Raw genomic sequence first — 17710 nt, forward strand, 5'->3', positions numbered from 1 at the left:
AGGGATCGTCCCGGGGCGTGAAGAAGGCCGGGGCTGCGGGCAATCAGCGGCGATCATTCCCCCCGAGGAAGGCCCGGAGCATGCCCGTGACCCACCCACCGCCCGCGCGGCCCCCCGACGGGGCGGTCGACGCGCCCGGCCCGACCGGCCCGACCGACGCGGCCGTCATCGAACGGTCCCGCGCCGAGCCCGAGCTGTTCTCGCTGATCTTCGACCGGTACCACGCACGGATCCACCGCTACGCCGCCGCGCGGCTCGGCATGGCGGCGGCGGAGGACATCACCGCCGACACGTTCCTGGCCGCCTTCGACCAGCGGCACCGGTACGACCCGGCGCATCCCGAGGCGCGGGCCTGGCTCTACGGGATCGCGACCCGCCTGATCAGCCGCCACCGGCGCGCCGAGGTGCGGTTCTACCGCGCGATGCGGCGCGCGGGCCGCCAGGACGCCGACCCCGGCCACGCCGACCGGGTCGTCGACCGGATGGCCGCCGCGCAGCTCCACCCCGAGGTCGCCCGCGGGCTGGCCCGGCTGTCCAAGGACGACCGCGCCGCCCTGACCCTCGTCGCCTTCGCCCGGCTCAGCTATGCCGAGGCCGCCGTCGCCCTCGGCGTCCCGCCCGGCACCGTCGCTTCCCGCGTCAATCGCGCGCGGCGCAAGCTCCGCACGGCCCTGGAGGCCCTGAACGATGAATGACCTGCGTCCCCTCCGCGACTACCATGACGCCCAGCCGGACCCCGCGCCGCACGACGTCGCCCGGATGCGCGCGCGGCTGGCCGCGCACACGAACGCCCAGGCCGCTCCGCGCGGCGCCCGCCGCCGGGTCCGTCCCGTGTGGGGTCTCGCCCTCGCCGGCGCGGTGGCCGCGGGAACGCTCGCCGTCGTGCAGATCGGCGACGCGCCCGGTGACGGGCCCGGCAACACCCCCGTGCGCCTTGACTCCGCCCAGACCGTGCTGCTCGCCGCCGCCCGGCGCGCCGAGACGGCGCCCACCGGCACGTACTGGCACATCAAGACCACCCACAACTCTCCCGGCGCGGCGGTCAGCGCGCAATGGATCACCCTGGACGGGCGGCGCTGGACCGCCTACCGCGACCCCGCGCCCGGACCGGGAGAGGCACCCTCCGGGATCCACCGGCTCAAGGGCCTGGCGCCGATGCCGGTGTCCGTGCTCGGTCCCGACCCGTCCCTGTCCGCGCTGCTCAAGCTGCCGACCGATCCCCAGAGGCTGCGCGCGCTCGCCGAGCGCAACAGGCCGAAGTCCGGCGGACCGCACTACGTCACCGAAGCCCTGATCGAGCTGCTGATCAGCCAGCCGACCACCCCCAAGACCCGGGCCGCCGCGTTCCGGGCCCTGGCCGCGATGCCCGGAGTGCGGTCGCTGGGCCGCACGTCGGATCCGCGCGGCCGCAAGGGCGCCGCCCTGGCGTTCACGTTCACCGGCCCCAAGGGGCCGACGGAGTTCCGGCTCATCGTCGACACCGGCTCCTCCCAGGTGCTCGCCCGGACCTTCACCCGGGCCAAGGGCCACGCCATGAACTCGTCGACCATCTACCTGTCCACCGGCTGGACCGACGAGAAGCCGAGGATCCCGTGAAGTCCCTCCCCCTGACCGCCGCCCTGACGGCCGCGCTCGCCGTTCCCACCGCCCCCCTCGCCCAGGCCGCGCCGGAACCGGCCGCCACCCCCGGGGCGCATGAGAGCAGGACGGTCACGCTGGTCACCGGCGACCGGGTCCGCGTCCGGGACGGCGCCGTCGCCGGGATCGACCCCGGCCCCGGCCGCGACCACATCGCCTTCCAGCAGTTCGGCGCGGGCCGCGACCTGACCGTCCTGCCCTCCGACGCCGCCTCGCGCCGGCTGGACCCGCGCCTGTTCACGATCGGCGGCGGCACCGCACCGGCACGCCGCGCCACCGCCGCCGACCACGTCCTGAAGGTCGAGATCCTGGACCGGGAGGGCCGGCCCCTCACGGCCCCCGCGACAGTGACGGTGGTCAGCCGCGACGACCCCGGCTTCGGGACATGGTGGATCAGCCCCGGTGAGGAACTGCCGGTGCCGCCCGGCCGGTACGCCGTCCACACCATGGCGGGCGACCACCGGGCGGGCGGCCCCTTCCTGGAGCTCATGGATCCCGAGGTGAGGGTCGACAAGGACACCACGGTGACCCTCGACGGACGCGGAGCGCGCCGGGTGAGGCTGGGCGTCGCACGGCCCACCGCCCGCGCGGTTCACTGGGCGACCGGCATGACCGTCAAGGCCCCGCCCGGCTCCGGATTCCTCCACAAACAATGGATCTCGTTCCTGCCCGACGACGCCGAGGTCCACGCGAAGGTCACCGAACCGTCCCCCGACTTCACCTTCAACGTCCGGGGCGTCTTCCAGGAGCCGCTGATCCGCCTCGACGTCGGGGGCGGCTCCCCGTTCCCCGTGGACGTCTCCTACACCGAGAGCAGGGACGAGGAGGGCAAGGCGTCCCCCCGCCTGCTCGGCACCCACGGCCTCAAGGCGGTGCACGGCGGCGCCGGGGAACCCGACGACCTCAAGGACGCGGCGGGCGCGCTCGTCGTGCTCGACCTGCCGGACGGGGCGGGCGCGACCCTCCCCGAACGCGTGGCGAACGTCGCCAAGGCCGGCGGCCGGGCGGTCCTGCTGGGAGACGCGGGCGAAGCGCCCTCCTACAGCGGCGACCTGGCGTTGCCGACCCTGGTCGCGCGCGGCGAGGCGGCCGAACGGCTGCGCCGCCTGGCCGGGACCGCCCCGGTACCGGTGACCACGCGCGGGATCGAGGCCAGCCCCTACAGCTACAACCTCGTCCACCCGACGGTCGGCCGCATCCCCGACAACCCCGTCTACCTGGACCGGGACGAGGACCTGGCGGCCGGCCGCATCACCTACCGCGCGGCGGGCGCCGCCGGAACCGCGCAGTTGTCCACCGGCGCCCGGTTCGGCGAACTGTTCCTCGGCAACGGGAGCGAGCTGATCCGCGTCCCGAGCGTCCGGACCGAGTACCACCCGGCGCAGGAGGGCGTCCTCTTCGGCCGCACCCTGATCGGCTCGGGCGACGGCGCCCCTGCCCTGACCTCCAGCGCCCGCGCCCACCGGCCGGGCGAACGGTTCACCGAGACCATGGCCAAGGGGGTGCTGGGCCCCTGGCTCGCCACCCCGACCCAGCCGTGGAAGGAGACCCACCGGCCCGCGTGGGTCTTCCGGCACGGCGACACCATCGACGTCAGCGTCCCCGCCTTCACCGACGACCGGCCCGGCCACTACGGGTACAACCACGCCGACTCCGAGAAGTCCGCGGGGGCGACCCGGCTCTACCGGGACGGCGCCCTGGTCGGCGAGACGTCCGAACCCGGCACGGGGGTCTTCAAGGTGCCGGCCGCGCCGGGCTCCTACCGGCTCGACGTCGAGGCCAACGTCGGCACGCCGCACTGGCAGGCCACGACCGGGGTGCGCGCGTCCTGGACGTTCGCCTCCGCCGGGAACGGCGGCACCACACCGCTCCCGCTGATGGCCGTCCGGTTCTCCCCCTCCCTGGACCACCTCAACCAGGGGCCCGCCGGGCGTGAGGTCTCCATCCCGGTCCGCGTCGCGCACCAGGCCGGAGCGGCCGCGGCACCGGTCACCTCGCTCGCCGTCAAGGCGTCCTTCGACGACGGCGCGCACTGGCGGCCCCTGCCGGTGGCCCGGGAGGGCGACCACTGGGTCGTGCGGCTGCGGAACCCCGCGCGGGGAGGCGTCTCGCTGCGCGCCCTCGTCCGGGACGCGTCCGGCACCACGCTCGACCAGACGATCCGCCGCGCGTACACGGTGCGCTGACCGCCGCGGGCGGACGGCGAGGCGTCAACGGATCTTCCGGAGGCGGTCACATCCGCCTCCTCCGGTCCGTCAGTGGGGTGAACGCATCGAACGAGCGGGCCCGAGCGGCCCGCCTCCGCGAAGGAAGTCACCCCATGAACGCCTCTCCGTCCGCCCCCGCCCCGCTCGCCTCGCGCCTGCCCAACCCCCAGCAGCTCGTCCCGGAGCTGGGCGAGGTCGGCGGCGCGCTGTTCAAGGCCGTCGGCAACGGCTCGGTCCCGCAGACCACCGTCAGCCTGGTGCAACTGCGCGCCGGCCAGCTCGTCGGCAGCGCCTACCTGACCGTTCTGCACACCGGCAACCTGCGCGGGGCCGGGGAGTCGGAGGAACGGATCGCCGCCGTCTCCTCCTGGCGGGACGCGCCGTACTTCACCGACGCCGAACGCGCCGCGCTCGCGCTGGTGGACGCGGTGCTCACGCCCAACCCGCACGGCGAGCGCGTCCCTGACGCGCTGTACGCCGAGGCGTCCGAGCACTACGACGACAGGGCCCTGGCCACGCTCGGCATGGCGATCGGCCAGGTCAACTTCTTCGTCCCGCTCGCGCTGATCGGCAAGCCGCTCCCCGGCGCCTCCCCGGCCGAGCAGTGGCGTCCCGCCGACGCGTCCTGATCCACCGAACGCCGCCGCAACGGCAGAGGCCGCGCCCCCCGCGGGGAGGCGCGGCCTCTGCCGTACCCGGGTCAGGCGGGCGTCACGGGCACTTGCCGGCCAGGATCGTGACCTTGTTCGGCATGCCGTTGTCGTACTTCAGCTTGTCCTTCTTCCGGGCCTTGGCGTTCTTGCACACGTTCTTGATCTCGCCGTTCTGCTTCACGAACTGCAGCTTGATGCCGCGGGTCTGCTTGCAGTGGTTGTTGTAGTACACCGTGGTGGTGACGTTGCCGTCGCCCCAGGAGATGTTGATCTTCTTGCCGCGCGGCGTCTTGCACTTGGCGGACTTCTTGTGTTTGGCCTTGGCCGTGACCGTCTCGACGGACGCGGTCTTGGCGGACGCGGTCTCGGCCGAGGCGACGGCCGGGGCGCTCAGGGTCGCCAGGGCGACACCGGCGGCGGCCAGCGCGGGTGCGATCTTCCAGTGGTTCATCTTCGAGCCCCCGTGTCATGGAGTTAACCGGACATTTGGTTCGACCATAAAAGGGGCGCGCTTCCCTGTTCCAGGTCCCGGAGGGCCAACCGACTAGTGCCAGGGCACTGGATTCGACCGTGCGGCGGCCCAGGCGTGGACCGTTCGCGCGGTCTCCTCGGTGACGTCGGAGCCCGCCAGGTCGGCGGGGGCGAGCCAACGGAAGCCGGTGTGCTCGGGCGACAGCGAGACGGGGCCGCCGTCGTGGGCGAGCCCGAAGGTGTACTGGCGGGCCCTGCGGCCGGAGCCGGACACGTAGTCGAAGTGCGTGACGAAACCGGGGTCCAGGGCGAGCGGCCCACCGCGGCCGATCTCCTCGGCGAGCTCGCGGCGCAGCGCGGTGGGCAGGTCCTCGCCGGGATCCACGCCCCCGGAGGGAAGCTCCTCGATGCCGGGAAGGAACGCGTCGCCGCCCGAGCGGCGCAGGACCAGCACCCGGCCCGCGGCGTGGACGACGGCGCCGACCACGATCCTCTGGACGCCGTCGCGGTCGGCGCGGTCGACGAGCGCCTGGAAGTCGATGCCCTGGACGGTGGTCACGGGTGCGAGCGTAACCGGATCGGGGCGGCCGGGCGCCCGGCTCAGTCGAGGACCGCGGTGGCCTCGACCTCGACCAGCAGATCGGGTTCCCCCAGCGCCGCGACGCCCAGGAGCGTGATCGGCTTGACCGGGTCGATCCCCAGCCGGGCGGCCGCCCGGGAGACGCCCTCGCCCAGCAGCGGCATCTTGTCGGGCGTCCAGTCGACGACGTAGACGGTCAGCTTCGCCACGTCGGCGAAGGACCCGCCGACCGCGGCCAGGGCCGTGGCGACGTTCACGTAGGACTGCTCGACCTGGGCGGCCAGGTCCCCCTCGCCGACCGGCCGCCCCTCGGCGTCGCGGGCCACCTGGCCCGCCAGGAACACCAGTCTCGATCCGGTGGCGACCGACATCTGGCGGTAGACCTCGGGCTTGGGCAGCCCGTCGGGGTTGATCAGCGTCACGGTCATGCGCGCTCCTCGGCGTCGGCGCCGACGGGTCCGGCCACCGTCAGAACATAGCAACGATATGTATTGTGGCGCCATGGTGAGGATCAAGGACCCGGCGGTGCGCGCCCGGCTGATCGACCGGGCCGCGCGGATGCTCAGCGCCCGGGAGCCGGTCACGCTGCGTTCGCTGGTGGCCGGGACCGGCGTCTCGACGATGGCCGTCTACACCTACTTCGGCGGCATGGACGGCCTGTGGGCGGCGGTGCGGCAGGAGGGGTTCACGCGCCTGGCGGCCAGGCTGGAGGAGGTGCCGGTCGCCGCGGACCCGGTGCGGCACCTGACCGGGCTCGGCGCCGCCTACCTGGCCAACGCCCTGGCCAACCCCGACCTGTACCGGGTCATGTTCGACGCCGGGTTCGAACTCCAGGACGCCGCGGCCGCCGACGAGACGTTGCACCACCTGGTCCGGGCCGTCGAACGGGCACGGTCGGCCGGACGCTTCCGCGACGACGTCGACCCGCTGGAGCTGGCCACGCAGAGCTGGACCATCGGCCACGGCCTGGCCTCGCTGGTCGTCACGGGCCCCCTGCCCCGCGAGGCGCTCGCCCACGGCGTGCCGATGCTGACCGCCCTGTTCACCAGCGCGGGCGACGACCCCGACCGGTGCCGCCGGTCGGTCGAGCGCGGCTGGCGCTCCCTGACCTCCCACCCCCTCGGGCGGCACGGCTAGGCGTGTTTCAAAGCCCCGGCCTAACCAGATCTTGGCGAGCACGGCATCGCTTCGCGATCCGACCTGCGGACCCTGGGCCGGGTGGGACCGGAACCGAGGACGGTCGCATCGTCGGATCCCGGCGCTCCCGCGGGTGTCCGCATCGGTCAGGAATCAAGAAGCACCGGCCCCGGCCCCGTACGTAGCGTGATGTTCGCAGAGGCAGTCGCAGGGCGACCGACGCCAACGCGGCCGCCGGACCCGACGCGGGTGTCCGGGCGGCACCTCGAACGCAGGGAGACAAGGCATGAAGGCGCACGTGAGCTCGATCCTTCTCGGAGTCCGGGACCTGGACCGATCCAAGCAGTTCTACACCGAGGGGCTCGGCTGGAAGATCAAGAACGACTGGGGCATCTCGGTGTTCTTCGAGTCGGACGGGGCCTCGCCGGTCGGCTTCTACGGCCGTGAGGGCCTGGCCGAGCAGGTGGGCACGAGCCCGGAGGGCAGCGGCTTCAGCGGGCTCGTCCTCACCTACGTCGTCCGCAGTGAGGCGCGGGTCGACGAGGTCATGGCGGAGGCCGAGAAGGCCGGTGCCACGATCCTCAAGCCCGCCGGCGCCCTGCCGTGGGGCGGGTACGGCGGCACCTTCGCCGACCCGGACGGCTACGTCTGGAGCCTCGGCTACAGCGACCAGGGAGAGGACCAGCCCTACGCGGAGTAGCCGCGAGACTCGTTCGCACGCCGTCCCCGTTCCCGGTCCGCTCGGACGGCCCTTGCCGCCGGGGCCGGCGGTTCGGCGTCGGCAGGCCGGGGCCGGTGCCCCGGTCGGTCACCGGGCCTGACGTGCAACGTGGTCAGAAGGGTGTTCAGGCCGGTGCTCACGCCCCGAGCCTGAACGCCCTTCGCCATTCCCGCGCCCAACGCTAGGCCGGGAGGGAGAAGCCCTCGGGCGGCGCTCCCTCGGCGAACAGCATCCGCACCCGCATCGCGCCCTCCCGGATCTCCCGGGCCCGCCGGTACTCGGGGGAGTCGTACCACTCGCGGACCCGGTCCATGTCGGGGAACTCGATGACCACGAACCGGCCGGAGTCCCAGGCGCCCTCGACGGGCTCGGGCGTGGGCCCCGCGACCAGGTACCGGCCCCCGTGGTCGAGGACGGACCTCTGGGCCACGGCCGCATAGGCCAGGGCGGCCCGCTCGTCGAGCACATCGATGGCGACGACGACGTAGGCGCTCATGTTATCCCCCGTTTCCTTTGGACACGGCGTATACTTTTGACTCGCCGGAGACTACGGCACCCCGGTAACCTGATCAAGGTGGGGACTGACGAGAACGGACGCGGCGCGCGCACGACGAGCCGCCGGGAGCGGCTGCGGGCGGAGACGGTCCGGGAGATCAAGACCATCGCGGTGCGGCAGCTGGCCGACGAGGGCCCCGGAGCGATCTCGCTGCGCGGCATCGCCCGCGAGATGGGGATGACCCCACGCGCGATCTACAGCTACTTCCCCACCCGCGACGACCTGGTCACGGAACTGATCGGCGGGATCGCCGCCTCGCTCGCGGCGGCGGTGGAGACCGCCTGCGCCGCCGTCCCCGACACCGATCCCGGCGGCCGGCTGGTGGCGTGGGGCGAGGCCCTGAGGGAATGGGCGCTGGCCAACCCGGAGAGCTTCCGGCTCTTCTACGGCAACCCCATCCCCGGCTACCGGCCCCCCGAGGGCGGGCCGGTGGACCAGACGGCGCGCCGCGTGTGCCGCGAGCTCACCCGCCTGGTGGCCGCCGCGTGGCCCCACGCGCGGCGCCACCAGCCCGAGGACGCCTCCTGGGCCGACCTCCACCCGGACTACGTCACGAAGATCCGGGCGGACCTCCCGGACGTGCCGCCCGCCGCGGCGGCGCTCGCGCTGCGCGTCTGGGGCCGGATGCACGGCCTGGTGGCCCTGGAGGTCGACGGCCACATCCGTCCCGTCGCGGGCAACCCGGCCGCCCTCTACCGCGCCGAGATGCTCGACCTGGTCAGATCCCTGGGCCTGTCCTAGGGGACGCGGAGCGGGCGGGCGGCTCGTCCCGCCGCTCCCGCCATCAGGAGGGCCCGGCGTTCTCGGAGCGCAGGTGGGCGGCGTAGCCGAGGGCCACGACGAGGGCGATGGGGGTCATGATGAGCCAGGGGACCAGGGTGTTGGAGAGGTCCTCCTCCCGGCCGGCGGCGAAGGCCGGGGAGAGGATTCCGATGAGGCCCAGGGCGAACGCCAGGCCCAGGGTGACGGTCATGCCCGGCGTCGGCTCCGGGCGGCGGAAGCGGACCAGCCGCCAGGCGGCCGCGAGCGTCGCCAGCAGGCCCGGAGGCACGATCACCAGCGCGCCGATGAGGAACCGCGCGCGCAGGTCGTCCGGGGCGGCGTCGGTCTTCCGGGTCTCGCCGTCCGCCGAGATCTCGACGATCCGGCCGCGCCAGACCGTGCCGGTGACCCGCTCGCCCTTGTCGAGACCGGCCAGCAGGTCCTTGTCGGTGGCGACCTCCTGCTCGGAGCCGCCGGCGTCCCGCAGGCGCGCGGAGTCCGGGTCGTACCTCGACGTGGTCAGGCGGACGCCGACCACGGTGAACTCCTGCGTCCAGCGGCATTCGGCGGGCCCGGACGGGGCGGACGGGCAGCGCGCCGCCGCCCGGTAGAGGCGCAGGTCGCGGTCGCCGCCCGGGGCCAGGAGGACGGCCCCCGCGATGCCCCACGCCACCAGGTTGAGGCCGCCGACCAGGCACAGGACGGCCATGAGCGGGTGACGCAGGAGGGTGCGCATGACCTCATCATGCCATTTGGTGATCTTTGTCGTGGATCGTCCCGTCCGGCCGCCCGCCGTGGTCCGCGTTGCCGCCGAGGGCGTCAGAGCTGGGGGATGCGGGCCTTGAGCAGGCAGAACTCGTTGCCCTCGGGGTCGGCGAGCACGTGCCACGGCTCCTCGCCGGTCTGGCCGATGTCCGCCGGGCGCGCCCCGAGCGCCAGGAGGCGTTCGAGCTCGGCGTCCTGGTCGCGGTCGGTGGGGTTGACGTCGATGTGCAGCCGGGACTTCCCCTTCTCCGGCTCGTCGCGGCGGCTGAGGATGATCGTCGGCTGCGGGCCGCCGAACCCTTCGCGCGGGCCGATCTCGATGTAGTCCTCTTCGCGGTCGAGCACGACGAAGTCCAGGACCTCGCACCAGAACCGCGCCAGCACCTCGGGGTCGTGGCAACCGAGCACGAGCTCACCGATCCGGCATGCCATGGTGGAACCTACTTTCAGCGTGGGAGCCGCCGGGGGACACGCGCACTTCACGGGCCCCGCGGCGCGAACTCCCGCGACCGTACCCGGTGAAGTGATCAGTCGTGAAACGGTGCCGGCGCCCCTGCGCGGACCGGCCTTGGAGCGGGCGGGAGTACGGTCGGCACACCGTCGGCGAGGTGCGGGGCACCGGAGGGCACGGGTTTCCCTTCCAGGTCTCGGTGGCCGGTTCGCCGCGCGGGGTGATGTGCGGTCGGCCGCACGCGGACGAGGCTCCCGCCATGAAAAAGGTCTTCATGGGAACGGTCGCCCTCGCGACCGCGTTCACCGCGACCAGCGCGATGGCGGTGGCCCCGGCGTCGCGGGCGGAGGCGGCGCCGGACGACCCGGCCGGCTGCCTGCCGGTCCCGCGCGCCGGGTGCGGCACGCTGAGGGTTCCCCTGGTGCGCGCGCATCCCGGGCAGCGTCAGCGTCGCCTACGCGGTGGTCCGGCGCCGGAACGCGTCCCGGCCCGCGGCCGGAACGCTCGCGGTCGATCCGGGCGGTCCCGGCGACTCCCCGTTCGCGCTCGCCACCAGGTTTCCGATCATCCCGAAGCCGTGGGAAACGGTGGCCGATCGGGCGGAGACCCCACATAAGGTGCGGCAATAGGGTGACGGAAGGGAGGTGCGGAGTGGAACGACGCGAGCTGGAGGTCTTCCTCGTCCTGGCCGAGGAGCTGCACTTCGGCCGCACGGCCGAACGGCTTCATCTGTCCGCCGCGATGGTCAGCCGTATCGTCCAGAGGGTGGAACGCCGGATCGGCGCGCCGCTGTTCGCGCGCACCAGCCGCCGCGTCGACCTCACCCCGCTCGGCCGGCAGCTCCGTGATGATCTGGAACCCCACCACCGGGGCATCCAGAACGCGCTGGCCAAGGCCATCGCCGCCGGAAGCGGCGTGCACGGGCCGCTGCGGCTGGGCGTCATGGGGGTGCTCGGGAACGAGATGCAGCCGGTGATCGGGAAGTTCCGGGCCGAGTACCCCGGCTGCACCGTCGACATGGTCGAGATCCACTTCAGTGACCCGTTCGCCGCCCTCCGCGCGGGCCGGGTGGACGCGCAGGTGACATGGCTGCCGGTCCGCGAGGCGGACATCACCGCCGGACCCGTGGTGCTGACCGAGGGACGCGTGCTGGCCGTCCCCTCGCACTCGGACCTGGCGGGCCGGGAGTCGGTCTCGCTGGAGGACCTGGCCGACCACGCCGTGCCGGGCGTCGACTCCCGGATTCCCGAGTACTGGATCGAGGCGATGATCCCCCGGCACACCCCCTCCGGACGGCGGATCCCGCGCGGGCCCGCCACCCCGCAGACCTTCCACGAGGTCTTGACCCTGGTCGCCGGCGGGCACGCCGTCTGCCCGCTCAACGAGCACGTCACCTGGTACTACAGCTATCCGGGCGTCACGTTCGTGCCGATCCACGACGCCCCGCCCACCGAGTGGGCCCTCCTCTGGACCACCGACGGCGCCGGCGCCGCCGCCCAAGCCCTGGCCCAGACCGCCCGCACCCTCGGCCCGAGGCCCATCACCCGCGGCGGAACACCCGGCTGACCGGGCGGCGCCCCTCGCCCGACGACCTCACGGAACGAATCTCCCGGGCCCACCCCGGACGGACCCGCTCCCGAACCGGACGGGAACGGGTCCGCCGTGGACTGATCAGCCGATACGCGGCGTGAGGATGAACAGCGGCGAAAGGCCGTAATGGGCCTTGTGCAGACCCGCGATGAGGTTCCTGTCACCGACCGAGCCGCCGTAGTAATTGATGCCGGTCGCCGTCAGCTTCCAGGTGTAACGCACCGGGATACCGTTCATCTCGGGGAACTCGCACTGCTTGGTCACGTATTCGACGCTTCCGCTCACCGATCCCCACAGGCCGGGATCCGCGCTCACCGACCAGGTGCCCCAGCTGGTCATGGTCGTGGGCGGTTGCGTGGACCAGGTGGCGTTCCTGTCCCCTGGAGTGGCCGTGACCAGGCCGAGCGAGCAGGAGATCTCGTTGACGAACACGGCGTTCATGACACGCGTCTCGGCCGACGCCGTCCCCGTGGCGGCCCCCGTGGCGAGAACCCCCGCCGCGGTGAGCCCGACGGCGGCCGTCCTCAGTTTCCACCCGATGGCCATGACCAGCCCCTCTCTTGCGAACGCCCCCCGACGCGAATGACGTTAAGAGAGGGGAAATTCAAACGGCAGTGATCAGCGTCCCGGCGCTTTTCCGCCTTTGTCCCACCACGGTCGGGACCCACGTACCGAACAGACCGGGACGTCGGTGACGCTCACCGAGCGACGCACCCATGCGGTAGGGAACGACCTCACGGAACGAGGTTCACGCCGTCGTGCTGGCGCACCGGACAGGCCGGGCCATCGGCGCGCAACGCATCCAAGACGCGGACCGCGTACGCCTCGTCCATGAGCGAGGGGACGTCGGCGAACGCAGCCCAACGGAACGCCTGCACCTCATCGTTCGTCGTGAGTTCGCCACCGGTCGCCCAGCAACGGAACACCAACGCCACAACGCCCCGCGTCATGTTCTTGTAGACGCCGGTGAGGCCCACCGGCTCAACGAGGAGCCCCGTCTCTTCGCGGACCTCTCGCAGCAGGCCGTCAACGATCGTCTCGTCGAGCTCCAGCACTCCGCCGGGAGGCTCCCAACGCCCGTTGTCGCGCCGTTGGATCAGCAGCGCCCTGCCGTCATCGCTCACCACGACCCCGGCGACGCTGACCGAGTGGCGCACCTCCTCAGGCGCCGAACCCGCCCGTCTTGATCTGCTGGAAGAACGCGTCCATCTGCGCGGCGGGGAAGAGCAGCTTGGGACCGTTCGGGTCCTTGGAGTCTCGAACAGCGACAGTGGGAGCAAAGCTCGCGAGTTCAACGCACGCGCCGCCGGTGTCTCCGCTGTGGCTGCTCTTGCTCCAGCCACTGCCAAGTTCTATGCACTGGCCGCCGGTGTTGCTGCTGTAGCTGCTCTTGCGCCAGACACCGCCAAGCTCGATGCACTGGCCGCCGGTGTTGTCGCTCCAACTGCTCTTGCGCCACTGCACCGTCGAAAGATCTGGCGTGTTCATAGGCTCTCCAAGATTGCGCGGAGCATCTCAAGAGTGTCGTCGGCCGACATCGCCGCACCTCTGATCAAATCGAACTGTAGTGCAAAGTGGCGCACCGCATCAGGCTGGTTTAGGTGGTGCGCTCCATGGTGCCCCTCTTCGTGAACGACGTTTGTGGCGTCGGCAAAACCCATGATCGTGAAGGGGCCTGCCAGCCCCGGGTAACCGCCTGCTTCGGCCGGGACGATCTGGATCGTGATCTCGGGTCGCTGCGCCAGTTCGACGAGACGCTGGAGCTGGCCGCGCCTGGTCTCGGTGTCGCCGATCGGGCGGCGGATCGCGAACTCGTCGAAGATGGCCACGATGTGCGGCGGGTCCTCGTCGTCCAGGATCTGCTGGCGTTCCATGCGGGTCACCACCAGGCGTTCGACCACTTCGGGCTTCTTGCCTGACTTCAGCACCTCGTAGGCGTACTCGGGGGTCTGGAACAGGCCCGTCACGACCATGGTCTCGAAGATGTGCATCGAGGCCGCCTCCGCCTCGCGTTCCAGGAAGTCCGGGAAGCCCGGCGGGAGGAGGTTGAGCTCGGCGACCTGCTGGATCCACTCCCAGCCCCGGAAGAACAGGCCGTTCGTCCCGAAGAACGTGTCGCAGTCCTGGGCGAACTCCTTGGACGGGGACTCCTTGCCGTTCTCGATCTGGCCGATCCACACCGACGAGTAGCCGATCTTGGTGGCGAGCTGGGCGCGGCTCTGGCCCGCCAGGTCCCGGTGGGCGCGCAGTTCCGCGCCGAAGTGCTGGACGGGGGTGCGGGGGACGCCCGGGTCTCGGGGGCGGCGGGGCATCGGGACCTCCGGATGGAAACCTGGTCGGGTTTCGAATGGCGCGCGCGGGCTTTTCGGGGCTGAGCTTCCGCTTCTTCCCGACCATAACCCGGTCACGGGAGGCTCTGGGTGGTGACCGAGAGAAATCGTTCCTCGTGAGGCGACCTTTCATGAACGAGCAGTGCCCCGCCGACGAACCAGAACTCGCCCGGCTTCGCGCCCTATATACCGGGCACCGCATTTGGCGGGCTATTCGCTATGACGGGCTACCGGGGGACTGGGTCGCGACGCTTCGGGATAGCAGCGAAGGGGTCGATCCGACCGTCATCCGTACGAGTGCCGACGAGCTTCGTAAGGCACTGGACGTCGAACGCGCCCGCGCCGCCCGCCGGAGCAGGCCGTGAGCGGGGCGGACGCGTTGGCCGCTCTCGGTCACGAGCTGGAACGCGCCGGGTGGGCGGTCCGGCTGCTGCCCGGTCCCTCGCTGCGGGTGTTCTCCCCGGCCGTTCCGATTCTGGGGGAGACCGTCACGCTGGAGGAGGGGGCCGTTCCGGGGCGGTGGTGGTACCGGTCGAGCACGGGCGGGCTGCTGGGGGCCGACGCCGTGACCGCCGCCGCCCGGGTGGGCGATCTGCTCGGGCCGCTGGTGGCGGGGGCGCTGGCGCGGCGCTCCCCGGAACGCGAGATGAGCGTCGCCGAGCTGCGCCGCCGGTTCCCCGGCGTTCCGTGCTGGTGGGGCGCCCACACGCGGCAGTGGTGGGCGCTGACGACCGCGCCGCCCCGGCTCGTCTGCGCCGCCACGGTGGACGGGCTCGCCCGCGCCCTCGCCGACGTGCGGCCGACGGTCGCCAAGGACGCGTAAAAAGGCCGTCAGGTGTGCGCTTTTGTGGCGGAAGTGGCGATTCCTGATGGTTAGCCTCGATGCGGTACGGCCCGGATTCCCGTCGGTGAAGGAGGTGAGCGTCATGTCGCCGACCCTCGTCCGGCCTCGCGACGACGCGCCTCCCAGTCGCGTTCCACGTCCGACCCGCTGACGCCGCATCCGCCTCCTCCCGCGCACCCCGTCCCGACGGGCGCGGTCCCGCGTGCCGCCGATGCGCGCGTCGGTCCCGCACTCGAAGGGAGACCCCTCATGGCCACGCTGACCACCCTCGACTTCGTGACCCGTCTCGCCGTGGGCGCGGCCTGCGGCACCGTGCTCGGGCTGGAGCGCCAGTGGCGGGCCCGGCTGCCCAGCCTGCGCACCAACGCCCTGGTCGCCACCGGCGCGACGCTGTTCGTGCTGTACTCGGTCGTCGTCGTGGACATCGGGAGCCCGACCCGCGTCGCCTCCTACGTCGTCAGCGGCGTCGGCTTCCTCGGCGCGGGCGTGCTCATCAAGGACGGCGCGAGCGTGCGCGGCCTCAACACCGCCGCGACGATCTGGTGCTCGGCCGCCGTGGGATGCCTGGCGGCGGCCGGGCAGCTCGCGTTCGCCGCGATCGGCACGGCGGCGGTGATGCTGGTCCACCTCCTGCTGCGTCCGGTCGGGCACGTGGTGGAGCGCACGACGCCGGTGCTGCACGAGCGGCGGGGACGGTTCCGCTCCTGCGACCAGGAACGGGACCGCGTCCGTTAGGCCGGGCCGAGCCGGCGGGTCAGGAACCCCTCGAACGTCAGCAGGCCCGGGAACCGCCCGCGCAGCGCGCCGAGGTCGGCCCGGTAGCCGTCCTCGGCGAACCACTCGAACATGCGCTCCTCGATCGGCAGCGGGACGAGCCGGGTCGGAACGCCGGTGACCCGATGGTAGATCTCGGCGACGCGGGCGAACGACGGCTCGTCCCCGGCGATCTCCAGCTCCGCGCCGACGAACTCGGCGGGCGCGGCGAACGCGGCGGCGGCGATGCGGCCGATGTCGTCGGAGGCGATCATCTGCATCGGCCGGTCGGGCAGCACCGGCAGCTCCATGACCCGCTCGCCGGTCGCGTCGGCGTAGTGCAGCAGGTTGTCCATGAAGAACACCGGCCGCAGGATCGTGGCGGGCAGGCCGAGGGCGCGGACGTGCCGTTCGATCTCGGCCTTGCTCTCGAAGTGGCCGATGCCGGTGCCGCGCTCGGCGCCGCCGACCGAGCTGTAGACCAGGTGCCGGACCCCGGCGTCGCGGGCGGCGTCGGCGACCGCGACGCCCCGGCGGACCTCGGCGGCCAGCGTCTCCGGCTCGTACGCCAGGGGCTGCACGCTGAACACGCCGTGGGCCCCCTCCAACGCGCGGCGCAGCGACCCGGCGTCGTCCAGGTCGCCCGCGACGAGCGTGACGCCGAGACCTTCCAGTTCCCGCGCGGCGGGGGGCGGCCGGGTCGCGGACCAGCGCCCGCACCGCCCAGCCGTCCCGGACCAGGGCCCGCGCGGTCGCGCCGCCCTGGTTGCCCGTCGCTCCGGTGACGAGCACGGTCTTGCCATTCATCGGATCTCCTCGATCTCAGGTCGGGGACGCTTGCGTCCGGGAAGGAGCACCGAGGCCGCCAGCCCCAGTGCGGTGAGGGCGAGCATCCAGGTCAGCGCGGTGGCGAAGGTCGTGACCTGGAGGATGAGGGCCATCAGTGCGGTGCCGGTGGCCGCGCCGATCCGCTGGATGACGTTGCCCGCGCCGGTCGCGTCGGGGATCGACCGCTCGGCGACCGTCCGGTAGAGCGAGACGCTGATCGGGAGGCTGGCGACACCGAAGCCGACGCCCCGGACGAACAGGGCCGCCGCCAGCAGCGCCGGGCCGGACCCGGTCACGAACGGCAGCGTCCCGAGCGTCGCGACGGCCAGTCCCGCCAGGGCGAGCGGGCGCGGCGGCATGCGGTCGGTCAGGCGGCCCGCCACCAGCAGCGCCAGCGCCGTCCCGGCGCTCTGCGGGGCCAGCGCGAGGCCCGCGTCGAACGCGTCCAGCCCGCGTTCCCGCTGGAAGTACAGCGGCAGCAGGAACATCGGGCCCCAGGTGGTGACGCCCAGCACGAACATCATCAGCGCGCCGCCCCGGAAGCCCCGGTCGCGGAACAGCCGCAGGTCGATCAGGCCGGTGCCGCCGTGCCGCACCGAACGCGTGACGTAGGCGGCCAGCAGCCCCGCGCCCCCGACCAGGCTCACCCACGAGGCGGTCCGAAAGCCCGTCTCGGCCGACGACAGCGCGTACAGCAGCAGGACCACGGCGGTCGGCAGCAGCGCCAGCCCGACCGCGTCCAGCGGAGCGCGCTCACGCCGGTCGTCGCGCGGGAACCACCGCCACGTCATCAGCAGCGCGACCAGCACCAGCGGCACGTTGACGAAGAAGATCCAGCGCCATCCCCAGCCGTCCACCAGGAACCCGCCCAGCACCGGTCCCGAGACCGGCGCGAGCTGCCCGACCAGCCCCACCGCGCCCATCACCCGGCCCAGCCGCTCCGGCCCGGCCGCCCGCGCCAGGACGAGCTGGGTCAGCGGCAGGATCATCCCGCCGCCCAGGCCCTGCACGACCCGGAACGCGACCACGCTCGCGGGCGACCACGCCAGCCCGGTCAGCACCGACCCGGCGAGGAACAGCAGCAGCGCCGCGCCCCACACCGCCCGCGCGCCGAACCGCCCCACCGACCACCCCACCAGCGGGATGACCGCCGTCATCGCCAGCACGTACGCCGTGGTGACCCACTGGACCGCCCCGACCGGCGCGCCGAGGTCCCGTCCCAGGTCGTCCAGCGCCACCGCGACGATCGTCGTGTCCAGCAGCGCCGCGACCGCGCCGACCAGCAGGGTCGCCGCCAGCGGCACCAGCGCGCGGCCGGTGTCGCGTCCCGTCGTCGTCACCATCTCGCCCTCCAATCGGAGTGGATTGCTCCGATTGACGGGAACGCTATAACGGAGCGATCTACTCCGCAACGGGCTAGGATG

22 protein-coding genes and 1 pseudogene are annotated in these 17710 nt (G+C 72.8%); 10 read left to right on the forward strand and 13 right to left on the reverse strand.

Translation table 11 applies throughout. The features are described 5' to 3' along the window. Window positions 1–80 precede the first annotated feature (80 nt). From HNR61_RS45350 to HNR61_RS45365, 4 genes are all read left to right on the forward strand, one after another. A complete protein-coding gene (locus HNR61_RS45350) occupies window positions 81–695 on the forward strand; it encodes an RNA polymerase sigma factor (protein ID WP_182849344.1) in 615 nt (204 codons plus the stop codon). Further along, window positions 688–1596, forward strand: coding sequence for a CU044_5270 family protein (locus HNR61_RS45355; protein WP_182849345.1), 909 nt, complete (start codon window positions 688–690; stop codon window positions 1594–1596). The genes HNR61_RS45350 and HNR61_RS45355 overlap by 8 nt, the downstream gene beginning before the upstream one ends. Then, window positions 1593–3824: a hypothetical protein gene (locus HNR61_RS45360; RefSeq protein ID WP_182849346.1), complete on the forward strand. Its 2232-nt coding sequence runs from the start codon at window positions 1593–1595 to the stop codon at window positions 3822–3824. Before HNR61_RS45355 ends, HNR61_RS45360 begins: the two co-directional genes overlap by 4 nt. 134 nt (window positions 3825–3958) lie before the next feature. After that, window positions 3959–4474, forward strand: coding sequence for a carboxymuconolactone decarboxylase family protein (locus HNR61_RS45365; protein WP_182849347.1), 516 nt, complete (start codon window positions 3959–3961; stop codon window positions 4472–4474). A gap of 82 nt (window positions 4475–4556) precedes the next feature. Here the strand turns inward: HNR61_RS45365 and HNR61_RS45370 are convergent, their stop codons facing one another. From HNR61_RS45370 to HNR61_RS45380, 3 genes are all read right to left on the reverse strand, one after another. Next, on the reverse strand, window positions 4557–4949 hold the full coding sequence (locus tag HNR61_RS45370) for a hypothetical protein (protein WP_182849348.1): 393 nt from the start codon (window positions 4947–4949) through the stop codon (window positions 4557–4559). Between the two features lie 93 nt (window positions 4950–5042). Continuing rightward, on the reverse strand, window positions 5043–5528 hold the full coding sequence (locus HNR61_RS45375) for an NUDIX domain-containing protein (RefSeq protein ID WP_182849349.1): 486 nt from the start codon (window positions 5526–5528) through the stop codon (window positions 5043–5045). Between the two features lie 41 nt (window positions 5529–5569). Next, on the reverse strand, window positions 5570–5977 hold the full coding sequence (locus tag HNR61_RS45380) for a RidA family protein (RefSeq protein ID WP_182849350.1): 408 nt from the start codon (window positions 5975–5977) through the stop codon (window positions 5570–5572). A gap of 73 nt (window positions 5978–6050) precedes the next feature. Here HNR61_RS45380 and HNR61_RS45385 point away from each other — a divergent pair, with 73 nt between their 5' ends. After that, complete coding sequence (locus HNR61_RS45385) at window positions 6051–6686, forward strand: TetR/AcrR family transcriptional regulator (RefSeq protein WP_182849351.1); 636 nt, start codon at window positions 6051–6053, stop codon at window positions 6684–6686. Between the two features lie 286 nt (window positions 6687–6972). After that, window positions 6973–7386, forward strand: coding sequence for a VOC family protein (locus HNR61_RS45390; RefSeq protein WP_182849352.1), 414 nt, complete (start codon window positions 6973–6975; stop codon window positions 7384–7386). 202 nt (window positions 7387–7588) lie between these two features. Here HNR61_RS45390 and HNR61_RS45395 read toward each other — a convergent pair whose 3' ends face one another. Next, window positions 7589–7903, reverse strand: a complete 315-nt coding sequence (locus tag HNR61_RS45395) for a DUF1330 domain-containing protein (protein ID WP_182849353.1) — start codon at window positions 7901–7903, stop codon at window positions 7589–7591. A gap of 78 nt (window positions 7904–7981) precedes the next feature. Here HNR61_RS45395 and HNR61_RS45400 point away from each other — a divergent pair, with 78 nt between their 5' ends. After that, window positions 7982–8704, forward strand: a complete 723-nt coding sequence (locus HNR61_RS45400) for a TetR/AcrR family transcriptional regulator (RefSeq protein WP_312898414.1) — start codon at window positions 7982–7984, stop codon at window positions 8702–8704. Between the two features lie 43 nt (window positions 8705–8747). On the opposite strand, the gene HNR61_RS45405 is transcribed toward HNR61_RS45400, so the two are convergent. Both HNR61_RS45405 and HNR61_RS45410 read right to left on the reverse strand, forming a co-directional pair. After that, entirely contained in the window at window positions 8748–9461 is a 714-nt protein-coding gene (locus HNR61_RS45405) for a hypothetical protein (RefSeq protein WP_182849355.1), read from the reverse strand. 83 nt (window positions 9462–9544) lie between these two features. Then, window positions 9545–9922 (reverse strand): VOC family protein, encoded by a 378-nt coding sequence (locus HNR61_RS45410; RefSeq protein WP_182849356.1) that lies wholly within the window; start codon window positions 9920–9922, stop codon window positions 9545–9547. A 670-nt stretch (window positions 9923–10592) separates the two neighbouring features. On the opposite strand from HNR61_RS45410, the gene HNR61_RS48945 reads away from it, so the two are divergent. Continuing rightward, window positions 10593–11507, forward strand: coding sequence for a LysR family transcriptional regulator (locus tag HNR61_RS48945; protein WP_182849357.1), 915 nt, complete (start codon window positions 10593–10595; stop codon window positions 11505–11507). A 105-nt stretch (window positions 11508–11612) separates the two neighbouring features. Here HNR61_RS48945 and HNR61_RS45420 read toward each other — a convergent pair whose 3' ends face one another. The 4 genes from HNR61_RS45420 to HNR61_RS45435 form a co-directional block, all read right to left on the reverse strand. Beyond that, window positions 11613–12077 (reverse strand): hypothetical protein, encoded by a 465-nt coding sequence (locus tag HNR61_RS45420; RefSeq protein WP_182849358.1) that lies wholly within the window; start codon window positions 12075–12077, stop codon window positions 11613–11615. Between the two features lie 188 nt (window positions 12078–12265). Beyond that, window positions 12266–12688, reverse strand: coding sequence for an NUDIX hydrolase (locus HNR61_RS45425; protein ID WP_182849359.1), 423 nt, complete (start codon window positions 12686–12688; stop codon window positions 12266–12268). Between the two features lie 4 nt (window positions 12689–12692). Beyond that, window positions 12693–13019 carry a DUF397 domain-containing protein gene (locus HNR61_RS45430; protein ID WP_182849360.1) on the reverse strand — a complete coding sequence of 109 codons (327 nt, stop codon included), beginning with the start codon at window positions 13017–13019 and terminating at the stop codon, window positions 12693–12695. After that, entirely contained in the window at window positions 13016–13843 is an 828-nt protein-coding gene (locus HNR61_RS45435) for a helix-turn-helix domain-containing protein (RefSeq protein WP_182849361.1), read from the reverse strand. The genes HNR61_RS45430 and HNR61_RS45435 overlap by 4 nt, the downstream gene beginning before the upstream one ends. A gap of 379 nt (window positions 13844–14222) precedes the next feature. Here HNR61_RS45435 and HNR61_RS45440 point away from each other — a divergent pair, with 379 nt between their 5' ends. Together HNR61_RS45440 and HNR61_RS45445 are read left to right on the forward strand one after the other, a co-directional pair. Continuing rightward, window positions 14223–14684: a hypothetical protein gene (locus HNR61_RS45440; protein WP_182849362.1), complete on the forward strand. Its 462-nt coding sequence runs from the start codon at window positions 14223–14225 to the stop codon at window positions 14682–14684. A gap of 270 nt (window positions 14685–14954) precedes the next feature. Next, window positions 14955–15440: an MgtC/SapB family protein gene (locus HNR61_RS45445; protein ID WP_182849363.1), complete on the forward strand. Its 486-nt coding sequence runs from the start codon at window positions 14955–14957 to the stop codon at window positions 15438–15440. On the opposite strand, the gene HNR61_RS45450 is transcribed toward HNR61_RS45445, so the two are convergent. The 3 genes and pseudogenes from HNR61_RS45450 to HNR61_RS45455 form a co-directional block, all read right to left on the reverse strand. Continuing rightward, on the reverse strand, window positions 15437–16132 hold the full coding sequence (locus tag HNR61_RS45450; RefSeq protein ID WP_281400767.1) for an NmrA family NAD(P)-binding protein: 696 nt from the start codon (window positions 16130–16132) through the stop codon (window positions 15437–15439). The genes HNR61_RS45445 and HNR61_RS45450 overlap by 4 nt on opposite strands. A gap of 67 nt (window positions 16133–16199) precedes the next feature. Continuing rightward, window positions 16200–16265 (reverse strand): annotated as a pseudogene (locus tag HNR61_RS49750) (hypothetical protein); the annotation flags it as partial. Next, the gene (locus tag HNR61_RS45455; protein WP_182849364.1) at window positions 16262–17629 is read right to left on the reverse strand and encodes an MDR family MFS transporter; all 1368 of its coding nucleotides are present in this window, start codon (window positions 17627–17629) and stop codon (window positions 16262–16264) included. The gene HNR61_RS45455 and the pseudogene HNR61_RS49750, both read right to left, overlap by 4 nt. Between the last annotated feature and the right edge of the window lie 81 nt (window positions 17630–17710).

Source organism: Actinomadura kijaniata (assembly GCF_014138665.1).
GTDB lineage: Bacteria > Actinomycetota > Actinomycetes > Streptosporangiales > Streptosporangiaceae > Spirillospora > Spirillospora kijaniata.